General features: G+C 37.4%; 11 protein-coding genes. 7 read left to right on the top strand and 4 right to left on the bottom strand.

The window, feature by feature from the left end; genetic code table 11:
* The 4 genes from AM506_RS22875 to AM506_RS20955 form a co-directional block, all read left to right on the top strand.
* Positions 1 to 1,520, top strand: a 1,520-nt coding sequence (locus tag AM506_RS22875) for a hypothetical protein (RefSeq protein ID WP_160316906.1), incomplete at its 5' end; no start/stop codon positions are given.
* A 242-nt stretch (positions 1,521 to 1,762) separates the two neighbouring features.
* Positions 1,763 to 5,494 carry a hypothetical protein gene (locus tag AM506_RS20965; protein ID WP_060674988.1) on the top strand — a complete coding sequence of 1,244 codons (3,732 nt, stop codon included), beginning with the start codon at positions 1,763 to 1,765 and terminating at the stop codon, positions 5,492 to 5,494.
* Positions 5,495 to 5,953: 459 nt separating this feature from the next.
* Entirely contained in the window at positions 5,954 to 7,390 is a 1,437-nt protein-coding gene (locus AM506_RS20960; RefSeq protein WP_060674987.1) for a 6-phospho-beta-glucosidase, read from the top strand.
* 19 nt (positions 7,391 to 7,409) lie between these two features.
* A complete protein-coding gene (locus AM506_RS20955; RefSeq protein WP_060674985.1) occupies positions 7,410 to 8,849 on the top strand; it encodes a glycoside hydrolase family 1 protein in 1,440 nt (479 codons plus the stop codon).
* A 117-nt stretch (positions 8,850 to 8,966) separates the two neighbouring features.
* Here AM506_RS20955 and AM506_RS20950 read toward each other — a convergent pair whose 3' ends face one another.
* Entirely contained in the window at positions 8,967 to 10,295 is a 1,329-nt protein-coding gene (locus AM506_RS20950; RefSeq protein WP_060674983.1) for a purine-cytosine permease family protein, read from the bottom strand.
* Positions 10,296 to 10,536: 241 nt separating this feature from the next.
* Here AM506_RS20950 and ald point away from each other — a divergent pair, with 241 nt between their 5' ends.
* A complete protein-coding gene (gene ald / locus AM506_RS20945) occupies positions 10,537 to 11,655 on the top strand; it encodes an alanine dehydrogenase (protein ID WP_060674981.1) in 1,119 nt (372 codons plus the stop codon).
* Between the two features lie 149 nt (positions 11,656 to 11,804).
* Here ald and hxlB read toward each other — a convergent pair whose 3' ends face one another.
* Complete coding sequence (hxlB, locus tag AM506_RS20940) at positions 11,805 to 12,362, bottom strand: 6-phospho-3-hexuloisomerase (protein WP_060674979.1); 558 nt, start codon at positions 12,360 to 12,362, stop codon at positions 11,805 to 11,807.
* A gap of 7 nt (positions 12,363 to 12,369) precedes the next feature.
* Entirely contained in the window at positions 12,370 to 13,002 is a 633-nt protein-coding gene (gene hxlA / locus AM506_RS20935; protein WP_060674977.1) for a 3-hexulose-6-phosphate synthase, read from the bottom strand.
* A 170-nt stretch (positions 13,003 to 13,172) separates the two neighbouring features.
* Here hxlA and AM506_RS20930 point away from each other — a divergent pair, with 170 nt between their 5' ends.
* Together AM506_RS20930 and AM506_RS20925 are read left to right on the top strand one after the other, a co-directional pair.
* Positions 13,173 to 13,538 carry a winged helix-turn-helix transcriptional regulator gene (locus tag AM506_RS20930; RefSeq protein ID WP_060674975.1) on the top strand — a complete coding sequence of 122 codons (366 nt, stop codon included), beginning with the start codon at positions 13,173 to 13,175 and terminating at the stop codon, positions 13,536 to 13,538.
* A gap of 169 nt (positions 13,539 to 13,707) precedes the next feature.
* On the top strand, positions 13,708 to 14,388 hold the full coding sequence (locus AM506_RS20925) for a metal-dependent hydrolase (RefSeq protein ID WP_060674973.1): 681 nt from the start codon (positions 13,708 to 13,710) through the stop codon (positions 14,386 to 14,388).
* Positions 14,389 to 14,522: 134 nt separating this feature from the next.
* Here AM506_RS20925 and AM506_RS20920 read toward each other — a convergent pair whose 3' ends face one another.
* Positions 14,523 to 15,029, bottom strand: a complete 507-nt coding sequence (locus AM506_RS20920; protein ID WP_327205559.1) for a GNAT family N-acetyltransferase — start codon at positions 15,027 to 15,029, stop codon at positions 14,523 to 14,525.
* Positions 15,030 to 15,119 lie beyond the last annotated feature (90 nt).

Here is a 15,119-nt window from a genome sequence, read left to right as displayed (position 1 = left end):
TAATAAACGGTATATTATTTGTTTTTGATTCAAAAAATAATATACCAAACTTTATTAAAGATAATTTTAAGACAATTGACTCCACCAAATTACAAAAACTATTTAATGAAAAGAGTAAGTTTTCACAAATCTCTATCACCAATGGTAGTATTTCTAAAAATGAAGTAAGTAGAAGTGTTTTTTTTGCCGATAACTTAAAAAATACCGCCCCCCAAATTACTGATAAATATAGTTTCGCTACTACTGCTAATGGCACAATAATAAACATGGAAGATAAGGTAAGTAAGAGGTATATAGGCTTTAGAAATTCAAAAGTGTCTGATTCCTCGTATCAGTATTCTCTATCGAATTTTTTAAAATGGTTAAATTTTTTAGAAAAAAAGTTAACTAATACAACAACCAAGGCAGAAAATATATTTAGTAGATATGCACCAATCACTAAAAAACCCAAAGATATTAAGCCGATATTGATACAGTTTAATATCGATAATTTATTAAATGATAGCAGCCCAATAGAACTAATTAAAAATGCATATGAAGTCAATGCTGTGGGAGACGAGTGGATAGTAACACTCGAATTTTATGGTGGTATAAAAAAGAAACTACAGGTACTATTTGATTTTCAAAAAAATAGATACTATTTCGTGGAATTAGATAAAATTAAAATTACTATTGAGAAAGAAGATAATAGTATTTCAGATTATTTGAATGTGAAACAGGCGTTTCAAGTAGTAACAAATTCACCAGGATATATTTATTCACATAATTTCTTCTTTAAAGTTGGGATTGATAAGGAAAAAAAGGAGCTTCTACCTATATTGAAAGAATTTAAGTTAAAAGAGGATATTCTCCTTACTGAAAAAGGACCTTTTGTAACCAGAGATGAAATTATGGATGAATGGGATGAAAGGTCCCTTTTTCACTTAATTTCAAATCAAGGAAGTATTCTCGATTCTACCGATGACCAGTCAAAGGTTATTCAAAAAGAGTTGGAAGAGTTAGACTATATAGTTTGTAGTGACCTTGGAAATGAAATTGCAGATTTTATCGGAATAAAAGATTCTGATAACAGGCGTAAGGTTTATTTTATTCATTGCAAAGCTACAACAGAGAAAAAGAAATTATCTGCCTCATCTTTTCAAGAAATATGTGGTCAGATAATTAAAAACTTAGATTATGTTCATCCATTAAGCGCGGAAAATCCAGGAATAGAAAATTGGAATTCTGAGTGGAGAGGAGATAAATATAAAGTAAAGAAATCAAGAATGATAAAAAATAAAGATAAAAAAACTCCAGAAGAATTATGGGAGTTGATAAAAGATATAAAAAAAGATCAGGAAGGTGAAGTTTACGTATGGGCTCTGATTGGCAACATGTTCTCTCTATCAAAATATAGGTCAATTTCAAATCACCATACAAATAAGCAATACATCCCTTTTCATTATATTTTGAATAATACATGGGCAGCAGTACAGAGTGCAGGCGCAAAATTCAAAGTGATATTTAACAAGATTGAATGAATTGAATGCTCCCTTTTTTCTCAGGGAGTTTTTTATTTATACTTTTTGATTATGATTAGTCGAAGAACCCAACCGTTGGTATGTCTTTGTTTTATACGCAGTATTAATATTAATACTTATAACTTATAACATTGATATAAGTATTAGATTATCTCCAGCAGTAGGGGGGGTAAGTGTAAGTGTTGTAATACATTGAAGCCTCTTACTCTATAATACGTAATCATTTACAAGGAGGAGTTCTAATGACAAAGCTAAATGAAATACAGCGTAAAATACTCATGATGAATGCTGCTAATTTTCAAAAACTTGTAGATACCTATTTAGTTGCAACAGGATATCGAAATATAACTTCACTAGGGTCAGTTGTAGGAAGTGAGTCCACCAGAAAGGGGACTCCTGATGCGTATTTTGTTTTAAATAATGGAAAATATGTATTCGTTGAATACACAGTGCAAAAAGAAGGGCTATACAAGAAAATACGTAGTGATCTACATAAATGTTTGGATGAAACATTTACAGGCATCGAAAGGGCAAAAATACAAGAAATAATATATTGTCATACTGCTCAACTTTACCCCAAAGAATTAGAAGAGCTAAATTATTTGTTAGAGCAACACAATATAAGGCTAAGGATCATTGGAATAGACCAGTTATCTCAAGATTTATATCAAAAATATCCAAGAATAGCAAAGGAATTCCTAAATGTAAATATTGATACAGGACAGATTGTAACAATGGAAGATTTTGTGTCTATATATGATAAAAATGCTATGGCTACTCCACTGGGGATTAATTTTCACTTTAGAGAAGAAGAGCTCTCGTCCGTATTATGCTCTTTACAGGAGAATGATGTTGTAACTGTTTCTGGAAAAGCTGGTACTGGAAAAACACGGCTCGTTTTAGAGGCGTGTAGAAGCTATATTAATGCAAACCACACAACTAAATTATTGTGCGTAAAAAACAACGGACAAAGCCTTTATGAAGATCTTTTAGTGTATTTACATGAGCAGGGTGACTACCTCTTATTGATTGATGATGCCAACCAAACAACATCTTTAGATATAATACTAGAATATTTACATGAAAAAGATAGTGGTAAAAGGGTTAAGGTTATCGCTACAGTAAGAGACTATGCTTTAGATAAGGTTTTAGAGAAAGTTGAAGAACATACAATTGCAAAACAAATTAAAATTGAAAAATTAAAAGACGAAGAAATTCGAGAAATTGTAAGTAAAGAATTTAATATAACAAATTCACTTTACTTGGAAAGAATTGAGTCGATTGCTCAGGGTAATCCACGCTTGGCTGTTATGGCTGCAAGTATTGCAAAAAGAGAAAGTACTTTTGAGAGTATTAGTGATACAACACAGCTACTAGACCAATATTTTACAAACATAAGAAAAGATTTAGATGACTTAAATGATAATAATTTTCTCAAGGTTGCAGGTATTATTTCTTTTTTAAATAATATTAACTTAAATGATACCGAAAATTTAAAATCTCTATGTAAGATTTCACAAATTAATGAAGACGTATTTAATTCTATTATTACAAGATTAGGAGAGCTAGAGATTGTTGATATTTATGATAATCAAGTAGCAAAGGTTTCTGACCAAATATTGTCAACTTATTTATTATATCTATCCATCATTGATAAAAAAATTCTACCATTATCTGCTTTGATAGATAAGTATTTCCCAGAAATGAAGAATCGTATTGTTGAAACAGTAAACTCTCTCAATAATCATTTTAACTCACAGAGGACTCATAGAATGTTGGAAGCTGAGATAAAGGCTCTATGGAATCACTATAAGGGAAAAAATGATTCTAGGTTTGAAGACTATATGTTAACCTTTTGGATATTTAATAAAACAGAAACATTGCTTTATATAAAGCAATGTATAGATGATATGGAATATGAACCCTTTGAAAATAACTTTATTATTTCAAACAACTATAGCAATGAACCACCTCCTATAATTCAAACTTTAATACAATATAGATATACTGATGAACATTTGATGGCGTTAGATCTTATATTTGATTATCTGTCCAAAAAAACAAACGAATTCCAATTAATTTACTCTATTATTGTTAAGAAATTCGGTATTAATCAACACTCTCACAGAAGGAATTATTTTGTTCAAAACTACGTAATATCTAGACTAAAAGAGAAAGCTAATAATTGGTCTGACGAGATTCTCACGATGATGTTTATTAGAGTATCCACACACTTCTTGAAGTATAGTTTTGAGCATACAGAGGCAAAAGGTTATAGGGGAATTGTAATTCATAATATTACCTTAATTGCAAATGATGGTTGTATCGAGTACCGAACTAAGATTTGGATAAATTTAATAGAATTGCTGAATGCCAACAAATACAAAAGAGAAGTAATTCACTTGTTAAATGCTATAAGAATAAATTCGGATGTAGCACAAGAAATAATAGAAATTGATAAATACTACATTGCCAAAATAATTAGAGAAAAGTTAAATCAGGCTAGCTTTGAGCATTGCTTGCTAGTAAATAAGTTATTCAAGAGTTTTAAAAGAGTAGGCATAAAGTTGATAGACGATGTAGAGAGTTATCAAAGTGATAGGTATAAGATTTATTCAATTATTAAAGGTGAAAGAAAATTCAGAGAAGATTATAGAGAAGCTGAGGAACAGAAAAGGAATTCAATCAGAGAATGGATTAAAGACTTTACATTGATTGACTTTGAAAAGTTATTTGAGGATATAAGATATATTCATGAAACAATTGAGGAAGAGAGCTATGAAATTGTCGATGGTATGAATAAACTGTTCTCAGTTTTAATAGAAGTTCAAGCTGATCTTTCTGAAATCACAAAAATATATTTGAATATGAACCTAAAGTTAGATGTGCACCCTAATCAAATAATTGAGTATTTAATAACTACACAAGGACTAGATCAGACTGAACAAATTATTAGACAACAAGATTATTACAACAAGTCAAATTGGCTTTTCTCCTTCTTTTCTCTAATTCCGAAGAATCAAATTAGTCAAAAGTATTTAGACAGTCTCTATAAGCATTTTAATGAACCAAGTACTGATTCTACTGGGTGGTATCATGATTTATCTTTCTTAGAAAATTATATGCAAATAGACGGAAATGTTTTTGTAAATGTTACAGAAATCCTGTTGCAGGGGAATGAAAATGAAAAGAGAAAATTTTTTCTTTGTATGTCCTTAATATTTAATCCTCACACTGAATTACGAAAGAAGTTATTTAGTTTATTTAATGGGAAATTAAGCACTTTAAAAAATGCATATTTTGAAATGTTGAAAATTGATAGTTATCGAGATTATGATTCAAGCTTTCTTATAGATTTTATGAAATATGATGAGAGTATTCTTTTTGATTATATAGACTTCCAATTTTCGGTGAATGGACAATATTATCTCCAAAGTGACAGTATAAATTTAAATTTTATATGGCCGTTAGAAAACTATTATAATCTGGTTAGTAAAGCTTTTAATTATATTCTTAAGAAAACTCAAGACAATATTTTTTTAAGAGGTCAGTACATTGACGAATTATTTAAGTTTGAGGAAATAGACGAAAATAGTCGTTTGAAAAACAACCAAAATCAATGGATAAAAGATTATATGAAACATAATAGAACTGCAGAAGAAGCTATAGAGACTTTATTTTATGCTGTAGCGAGTTTTGATAATCATCGGAAGAAAGAACTTATAGAATATTGGTTGATGCAGAATAAAAGCTTTGAGTTGTTTGAAAAACTGAATTTTCAACCTCTGTCTGGAAGTTGGTCAGGAAGTGAAATTCCATGGTTAGTCCAACGAAGGTCATTTTATGAAAGTTTACGCCCAATACTAAACGGCCTGGATTATCTTAAACATAGGCAGCACATAGAGGAGATAATATCTGAAATAGATAAACGAATACAAAAGGTTAAACTTGAGGAATTTGTTAACGACTATTAATCCAGGTGACGCTCATACCAAACTAAGTTATCTACGTATGAATCTGCAATTACCTATAGCTTTAATATTCTTTTAAGGTAATTGAAACACTTGCTAGATAATACACCCATATAGTTTAATAGAAAGAATATTTCACAAATGGTCTGTAATTATGGTGCTTGAGCCCCGGTACAGTAATGAATTACTGCGTTTGGGGGGCAGGCACTTTTCTCTTGGAAGTTGAAACATTTATTTCCAATAATAGAGAATATTGGGGTCAGCCCCTCAGTACGGTAAAGCATTAATGTACCGGGGGTCTGACCCAAAACTTCGTTAATCAATATCAAAGCATCAGAAAATAAATCGATAGAGGTTAGTGGAAATACTCTAGCAGATATAAGAGCTTAGTAATTGAATAGATATGGTTTTTACAAAGTGAAAACCATATCTGGTCTTTTCTATGATTAGGGAGGTAATAGAATGGAAAAAATTAAAGGCTTTTCAAGCGATTTTCTTTGGGGAGGCGCAATCGCAGCAAACCAGGCTGAAGGGGCGTACCTTGAGGGTGGAAAAGGGTTGACCATTGTAGATTTGCTTCCGACTGGCAAAAAGCGATGGGATATTATGAATGGTAATATTGAAAGCCTTGTACCGGATTCAAATGAGTTTTATCCAGGGCATGAGGCAATCGGTTTCTATAATCATTATAAAGAGGATATCGCTCTTTTTGCGGAGATGGGTTTTAAAGCGTTGAGACTATCCATATCGTGGGCAAGGATTTTCCCTGATGGTGATGATGAAACGCCAAATGAGGAAGGCCTGAAGTTTTACGAGGATGTATTTGATGAACTAGCAAAATATAATATTGAACCGGTTGTCACGATTGCTCACTTTGATGTTCCGGTCAATCTGATAGAAAAGTATGGCAGCTGGAGAAATAGAGAACTGGTTGTGTTCTTTGAGCGATATGCAAAAACGATTTTTAACCGCTATAAAAATAAAGTGAAATACTGGATGACATTCAATGAAATTAATATGCTGCTTCATTTACCTTTTGTGGGGGCAGGCCTTATTTTCAAAGAAGGTGATCATAAGAACCAAATTAAGTATCAGGCGGCTCACCATCAGCTGCTTGCCAGTGCATTAGCTGTGAAAGCTGGACATGAGATTAATCCGGAATTCCAAATCGGATGCATGCTTGCTGCCGGGATGACCTATCCATATACTGCAAATCCTGATGATGTCTGGGATGGAATGGACAAAGATCGGGAATCATTCTTCTTCATTGATGTTCAAGCAAGAGGGGCATATCCTGGTTACGCCAAACGATATATGAATGAGAATGACATTGAAATTGACATGCATCCTGAAGATGAAGAAATTCTGAAGAACGGAACCGTCGATTATATTGGATTCAGTTATTATTCATCCCGTACGACAAGTACAAATCCAGAAGTTCTTAAGCAGCAAACATCAGGAAATGTATTCGGTTCAATTGAAAACCCTTATCTGGAGAAGTCGGAATGGGGATGGACGATTGACCCGAAAGGATTCCGGATTACCATGAATCAATTACATGACCGTTATCAAAAACCTTTATTTGTTGTAGAAAATGGATTGGGTGCCCATGATGTTCCTAATGATGATGGCGAAATCCACGATGATTATCGAATCGATTATCTGCGTAAACATGTTGAGCAAATGAAAGAAGCCGTTAAAGATGGTGGCGAGCTAATCGGATATACAAGCTGGGGACCTATCGACATTGTAAGCGCGTCAACAGGTGAGATGAAGAAAAGATACGGCTACATATATGTCGATAAAGATAATGAAGGTCATGGAACGTTAAATAGAAAGAAAAAGAAAAGCTTTTCTTGGTATCAAAATGTAATCAAATCAAATGGTGAAGATTTATAAAAAAATCGGAGGTAATAGTATGAGTAAAAGATATCAATTTCCAGAAAACTTTTTATGGGGCGGCGCGACAGCTGCCAATCAATTAGAAGGTGGATACAATGAAGGAGGCAAAGGGCCAAACCTTGCAGATGTCTTGCCTGGAGGGAAAGCTCGGCTACAGCTTTTATCGCAGTCTGGTTTTGATTTTGAATTAGATACAGATAAATATACGTATCCAAACCATGAAGCGATTGATTTTTATCATCGTTACAAAGAAGACATTGCTCTATTTGCGGAAATGGGCTTTAAAGTGTTCCGTATGAGTATTGCCTGGAGCCGGATATTCCCTAAAGGTGATGAGCTTGAGCCGAATGAAGAAGGGTTAGCATTCTATGACCGTGTCTTTGATGAACTTCATAAACACGGAATCGAACCATTGGTGACAATCGCTCACTATGAAACTCCATTACATTTGATAAAAGAATATGGCGGGTGGAGAAACCGTAAACTGGTTGAATTCTTTGAGCGTTATGTGACTGTTCTTTTCAACCGCTATAAAGATAAAGTTAAGTATTGGCTGACGTTCAATGAAATCAACGGTGCAACACACTTCCCATTATTCGGCCTCGGCTTCTCTGCGACTAGTGATGAAACACGTCTGCAGGAAAGTTTTCAAGGGCTGCACCATCAATTTGTCGCAAGTGCCATTGCCGTTAAACTTGGACACCAGATCATTCCTGGGTCACAGATTGGCAATATGCTTATTTATGCACCGACGTATTCTTATGATTCCAATCCGGAAAACGTTATGTATGCGTTGGAGGATGGAAGAATGTTTAATTTCTTCTGCGGAGATATTCAAGTGCGTGGAGAATATCCTTCGTTTGCAAATCGATTCTTCAAAGAAAATGATATTGTGATTGATATGCAAGAGGGCGATTTGGAGACGATCAAAGAAGGAACAGTCGATTTCATTTCTTTCAGTTACTACATGTCCAGAACAGAGAAAAAGGAGAAAACATCAGAAGAGATCGGAGAAGGAAATCTGATTGGCGGTGTGAAGAACCCATTCCTGAAAGCAAGTGACTGGGGTTGGGAAATCGATCCTACTGGCCTTCGGGTCGCACTGAACGAGTTATACGATCGCTATCAAAAACCGCTGATGGTTGTTGAAAATGGACTGGGGGCATACGATAAAGTCGAAGAGGATGGCAGCATCAACGACGATTACCGTATTGACTACTTGCGTGAGCATATTAAAGCGATGGGCGAAGCCGTAGAAGATGGCGTGGACCTCATTGGTTATACTTCATGGGGTTGCATCGACTTGGTGAGTGCTTCTTCCGGAGAATATTCCAAGAGATATGGTTTCATCTATGTTGACAAACATGATGATGGAACCGGAACACTGGAAAGAAGCAGAAAGAAATCATTCTATTGGTATAAAGATGTCATCCGTTCGAATGGAGAGAATCTCTAATTCTCTTATTTTGATTAGTTTTATGAGAGAGAGTAGATGTTCTATTCTCTCTTCTTTGAAGTTTTTATGTAAGCTCTCGTAAAAAGTGAACCTCATCATAAGGTTCACTTTCTCTCTTTAACCAAGTTTTTGAATAGGATCCTGCCTTTCAAATCTCCCTAAGCTTTTACTCAGGGTATAAAGGAGTGAGGTGAAAATAAAACAACTAAACCCCGGCGAAAACGAATCTGGAATCACCAAATAAAATACCATCCCAACCCCCAACACAACCAACGCTTCACGATTAAAATTCGCTTCCCCACTCGCAAGCCTCACAAGCGCATTCTCAGAAATCCGTCCTTTCCGAATAACCAAATAATCAGCCACCACAATAGCCGATATCGGAATGATCAAGATCCCAAGATAAGAAATATACTCCTGCGCATTATAAACCAGCTGCGGAAACGAACTTAAAATGATCCCAGCTACACTGAAAACCAATGCACTTTGAATCCGCGATAAGGAAGGCAGTGCGTTAAGTAAACTATATCCCCCTGTATACGCATTGCTAAGATTAATCGAAATCATCGACACCATTGCACAAGCCGTGATCACCAATAGAAGCAGACTCGAGTCGGTCAGTTGACCCGCTGCAACGAATGGATTTAGATCCTTGAACAAGCTGGCACTCAGTCCTCCAAGGAGTGCCGTCATCATGAATCCGACGACGTTTCCCGCGTACAGTCCCCAGAATCCGTGACGGTCGCTTTTGCTGTAGCGGGTGATGTCGGAGGATGCGCTGACGCCTGAGATATATTGGACGAAGACGAGGCTTGAGTAGAATAGGAACGTTCCGATGGAGAATGGTTCCTGGCCTTGTGTTAGTGTTGGGAGGGAATCGGCTCCTTTTGTTAGGAACAGGTAGAGGATGATTCCCTGGCCGATCACGAGGATCGGGATGAATAGTTTGGTTGCTTTCTTGACGGCTTCGAAGCCGATGAGGGCTAGAAGGGTCATGATGATGGCGAGGCCGATGGCGACCGGGATGAACGGAATCGTGTAGGGTGTTACTTTTTCCACCATGGAGATGATGACGAAGGTTCCTCCGATGGTTTGGACGCTGAACCAGTAGAGGGACGTCAGGGACCGGATGGGAGATGCGATGAGCATCGACAGCCGGGTTCCGATGATGGACCTCAGGACGTATTGGGCGGGCAGGCCGTAGCGGGAGCCCGGTAGAGATAGGAATGATACGAATAGGAAGGCGACGCTTGCTCCGAGTACGGTTGCGATGAACGCTGCCTGGAAGGATAGTCCGCCTTCAAGGACGGCGAGTGCCGGGATGAGGAAGTTTCCTGCATTCACGGAGAAGGCGAGCTGTATGATGAAGTATTCGATCCATGTGGTTGATTTTAGTTCGGGTGGGACCTTTTCGAGTCCGAGCCGTTCGATCATGGGTTGTTTCATAATTTCGTCTCCTTTGGGTATACTAGGATGCATGGTTTCTATTTTAAAGAATTTTTGAAAAAAAGCGAAGAAATAATCATTTATTTTTTTAAAGAAAAATAGAGATATTTCCTAAATTTTTTGTTAGAATGTAAGTGCTTACAGGGTGAGTAATTGCCCTTCGCTATTATATATGAATAGTGTTATATTTAGGAAGTGAATGCTCCAAGGAGCAATAGTGCATTTAGGAGGTTGGCTTAGTATGCGTATTGGTGTACCAACGGAAATTAAAAACAACGAAAATCGTGTGGCCATGACGCCGGCTGGTGTTGTGAACCTTGTTCAATTCGGACATGACGTTTACATCGAAGCTGGAGCGGGAATGGGTTCAGGATTTACAGATGAAGATTACACAGCAGCAGGTGGACACATCGTTGATTCTGCAGCGGAAGCATGGTCCATGGATATGGTCATGAAGGTAAAAGAGCCACTTCCAAGTGAGTACTCTTATTTCCGCGAGGGGCTTATCTTATTTACATATTTACATCTTGCTCCAGAACCGGAATTAACGAAAGCGTTAATCGATAATAAAGTAGTCGGGATCGCGTACGAAACGGTTGAACTGAATCGTGCCCTTCCATTACTGACTCCGATGAGTGAAGTGGCTGGACGTATGGCGACTCAAATCGGTGCCCAGTTCTTAGAGAAGATCCACGGTGGTAAAGGTGTATTACTTTCAGGTGTCCCTGGGGTTCGCCGCAGTAAAGTAACGATCATCGGTGGAGGAGTGGCCGGTACGAATGCCGCCAAAATGGCTGTCGGTCTTGGTGCCAACGTAACGATCCTTGACCTTAACCCGGATCGCCTTCGTCAGCTGGATGATATCTTCGGCAGCGACGTAACAACGCTTATGTCAAACCCGTTAAATATCGAACAAGCTGTTAGAGAAGCGGACCTTGTCATCGGAGCTGTTCTGATTCCAGGAGCGAAAGCACCTAAATTAGTGACAGAAGAGATGATCAAAGCGATGACACCTGGTTCAGTTGTTGTCGATATCGCCATCGACCAAGGCGGAATCTTTGAAACAACAGATCGCATCACAACGCATGACGATCCAACATACGTGAAGCACGGTGTTGTACACTATGCCGTTGCCAACATGCCAGGTGCCGTACCACGTACGTCAACCATCGCATTAACAAACGTAACCGTCCCTTACGCGGTTCAAATTGCAAACAAAGGCTACAAAAAAGCGTGCTTAGATAACGAAGCGCTGTTAAAAGGTATTAACACATTGAATGGATATGTGACGTACCAAGCGGTTGCTGAAGCGCATACTGTAGACTACTCAGATACTAGAACACAATTAGAGCAACAATAACAACAGGAAGCCGACTGGATGGGAATGTTCAGTCGGCTTTTTTGTGTAAATATGGGAGAGTATGTTGATGGAGCGCAATACTTCGCTTGAAAAATGAAGGCATACAGAAAAAGCCACATACTGAAATGTGGCTTTTTCTGTATTTTACTCTATTCTAGATTAGCGTGTTTTCCATACATTTTAGTAGAATTCAATCCTTTTTTCTCCATAAAGCGAAGAATGATGGCATCATAAAATAACAGCATCGTTTGCTCAAATAGAGAGCCCATTGGTTGGATCGTTTTGTCACTACCTTCAGACTGGTGTTTCGTGACTCCCGGTAATGTAACGGTCAAATCAGCTAATTTCCCAATGGTTGAGTCAGGAGAGATGGTTATCGCTGCGACGGTACCTCCCAAGCTTTTAGCTTTTTCAGCAATGGCCACTAACGTTTTGGTTTCTCCTGAGCCTGATCCAATGATTAATAGATCATCCTTTTCTAAGTTAGCTGTTACTGTTTCCCCGACGACATAGGCATCAATCCCCATGTGCATCATGCGCATCACAAAAGATTTCCCCATCAATCCAGATCTGCCAGCACCTGCCACAAAGATTTTATTGGATTCCAGAATCTGGTTTACTAATTTCTCTGACTCTTCATCAGAGATTAAGTGCACCGTTTGACTTAATTCTTCAACGACTTTGGCTAAATATTGAGTAGACTTCATCGTGTCATTACCCTTGGTGAATTAATTCCTGCATTTCACGTGCAGTCGCCCGTTTATCTTCTTTGCCTGTGATCCCGCCACCTACAATGATGAGGTCAGGCTGTTCTTTAATGACTTCCGGTAGTGTTTCTAATTTGATTCCACCGGCAATCGCCGTTTTGGCATTTTTCACAACGCTTTTGATCGTGTGTAGATCTTCAAAGGAATTTTTTCCTACAGCTTGAAGATCATAACCTGTGTGTACACAAATATAATCGGCACCAAGTTCGTCCAATTCTTTCGCACGGGCGGCAACGTCTTTCACGGCAATCATATCAACAAGGATTTGTTTCCCTTGTTTTCGGGCTTCTTCTACTGCGCCTTTAATTGACTCGTCTTCTGCCGTTCCAAGAATCGTAATGATGTCAGCACCCGCAGCAGAGGCTTGACTGACTTCATATCCAGCGGCATCCATGATTTTTAAGTCCGCTAATACGGTTAAGTTAGGGAATGTTGCTTTTACTTCTTTCACTGCTTTAAGCCCTTCATTGATCACAACAGGGGTACCAATTTCTACAACATCAATATACTCTTCCACCTCTTTTACTAATTCAATGGCACCCGGGATATCGACAAGATCTAATGCTAATTGTAATTTCATTTATATTCGCTCCTTATAATAAATTTTAATTGGTGATGCTAAGTGAATGTATTTACTCACTAGCATGCTGTTTAGTATACTCAGTATGTAAATAAATTTAAAGTACGCACATTTACCGCATATAGTGATAAAAAGTATACTATTGGATGAATAAAGGAGAGTTGAGGCAAATGCCAAATTTAGGAGAGAAGAATTTCAACTGTGAAAAAGAATTAACCCTCGCCGTAATCGGTGGTAAATGGAAAATGTTGATTTTGTGGCATCTGGGCAAGGAAGGAACAAAACGATTTGGAGAATTAAAATCTCTTATGCCGGGTATCACTCAAAGAATGCTTGTTAACCAATTACGAGAACTCGAAGATCATTTAATCGTGCACCGGGAAGTGTATCCTGTCGTCCCGCCAAAAGTCGAATACTCACTCACCGAGCATGGGGAAAGACTGTTACCCATCTTAGAGGCCATGTATGAATGGGGCAAAGATTATATCGAGAATGTACTGGAAAAGGAAACGGATGAGCAATCAGCTCCAAAATAGATAATCTTTCTTACCAAGGGCTAACCTTGGTTTTTTTATTACTTTTTTATATGAGTAGAGACAACATCTTAATTGCCACTTCTCGCTTATTTTTAAAAAATTGGGGTATAACATAAAATAGCATACGAGAGTAAGAAAAATAGATAAGTTTATTTGGAGGAGAGAAATTATGAAGATTTCATATCACGGACATTCAGTAGTGAAAATAAAAACCAACGAAAAAACGATCCTTATTGATCCATTCATCACCGGAAACGAACTGACAGATCTAAAATTGGAAGATGAAAAACCAGATGTCATCATCCTTACACACGGTCACAACGATCACGTAGGAGACACGGTAGAACTTGCGAAGAAAAACGATTCACTCGTCATCGCCAATCATGAACTCGCAACCTACCTAAGCTGGCAATTAGTGAAAACCCATCCGATGCACGTCGGAGGAGCCTATGAATTCGACTTCGGTAAAGTGAAATTCACACAGGCTTTCCACGGATCAGGTTTAATTACGGACGGCAATGAAATTATCTACATGGGCATGCCAGCAGGAATTCTCTTGATGATTGAAGGGAAAACCATTTTCCATGCAGGGGATACAGGATTGTTCTCAGACATGAAACTGATCGGGGAGCGCCATCCAATTGATCTGGCATTCCTACCAATCGGAGATAATTTCACGATGGGACCTGAAGATGCGGCGACGGCAGCGAGCTTCTTGAAAGCGAAGAAGGTTGTGCCGATTCATTATGATACATTCCCGCCGATTAAACAGGATCCGCATAAATTCGTTGAGATGCTTGAGGATTCTGAGGGAGAGGTTATGAAGGCTGGAGATGTGATTGAATATTAATAGGATTTACGTTGCCTGAATAAGAAGTGAGTTAACAATACAAATATCAAAACAAAAAGCTTGGGATCTCCCAAGCTTTTTGTTATTGTTCTTATTCAATTAAAGCCCCCGTTAGCTTAATAAGGTTTGTTATATTACGATTTCCATTCTTGTTCCAAAACACTGTATAGTGATGAATCTCGCCAGCCATCTTTTATTAACAAATCTTCACGAATTCTACCTTCTTTGGTCATTCCAACCTTCTCCAAAACTTTTGATGAACCTATGTTCCTTGGGTCACAAGTTGCATATATACGATGAAGTTTAAGTTCTCCAAATCCAAAATCAATTAATAGAGTTGCAACTTCTGTCGCTATCCCTTTTCCCCAATAATCTGGATGAACAATATAGCCAATCTCTCCAACTTTATTAGTGAAATTCCTTATATTAAACTCTCCAGCTCCAATCATTATTTCCTCATATATAATGGCAAAAACAAACCTTGTTCTTGGGTTTTGTGCAGAGTCTTTTATCGCTTGATTTATAAAATCCTGCGAGTCTTTTTCTGTATTTGGTCCCCAAGGCTGATATTGACAAACGATATCTTGTGATGCGTATTTATGTACACCAATCCAATCACTCATAGTAAATTCCCTTAACAATAACCTTTCATTTGAGAGACTACTATTACTGTTTTGAATTATAATCCCCTCCGCATATCCTTTTTTCACCAAACTGCCCTTTACTTGAAC

The organism is Rossellomorea vietnamensis (assembly GCF_001305855.1).
GTDB lineage: Bacteria > Bacillota > Bacilli > Bacillales > Bacillaceae_B > Rossellomorea > Rossellomorea vietnamensis_A.
The sequence above is the reverse complement of the archived record's forward strand: the minus strand, read 5'-3'. Positions and strand labels throughout refer to the sequence as shown.

What these genes read in the sequence shown, in the direction of transcription:
- AM506_RS20965 (WP_060674988.1), top strand. Translation starts at nt 1,763, where the DNA reads ATGACAAAGCTAAATGAAATACAGCGTAAAATACTCATGATGAATGCT.
- AM506_RS20960 (WP_060674987.1), top strand. Translation starts at nt 5,954, where the DNA reads ATGGAAAAAATTAAAGGCTTTTCAAGCGATTTTCTTTGGGGAGGCGCA.
- AM506_RS20955 (WP_060674985.1), top strand. Translation starts at nt 7,410, where the DNA reads ATGAGTAAAAGATATCAATTTCCAGAAAACTTTTTATGGGGCGGCGCG.
- AM506_RS20950 (WP_060674983.1), bottom strand. Translation starts at nt 10,295, where the DNA reads ATGAAACAACCCATGATCGAACGGCTCGGACTCGAAAAGGTCCCACCC.
- ald (WP_060674981.1), top strand. Translation starts at nt 10,537, where the DNA reads ATGCGTATTGGTGTACCAACGGAAATTAAAAACAACGAAAATCGTGTG.
- hxlB (WP_060674979.1), bottom strand. Translation starts at nt 12,362, where the DNA reads ATGAAGTCTACTCAATATTTAGCCAAAGTCGTTGAAGAATTAAGTCAA.
- hxlA (WP_060674977.1), bottom strand. Translation starts at nt 13,002, where the DNA reads ATGAAATTACAATTAGCATTAGATCTTGTCGATATCCCGGGTGCCATT.
- AM506_RS20930 (WP_060674975.1), top strand. Translation starts at nt 13,173, where the DNA reads ATGCCAAATTTAGGAGAGAAGAATTTCAACTGTGAAAAAGAATTAACC.
- AM506_RS20925 (WP_060674973.1), top strand. Translation starts at nt 13,708, where the DNA reads ATGAAGATTTCATATCACGGACATTCAGTAGTGAAAATAAAAACCAAC.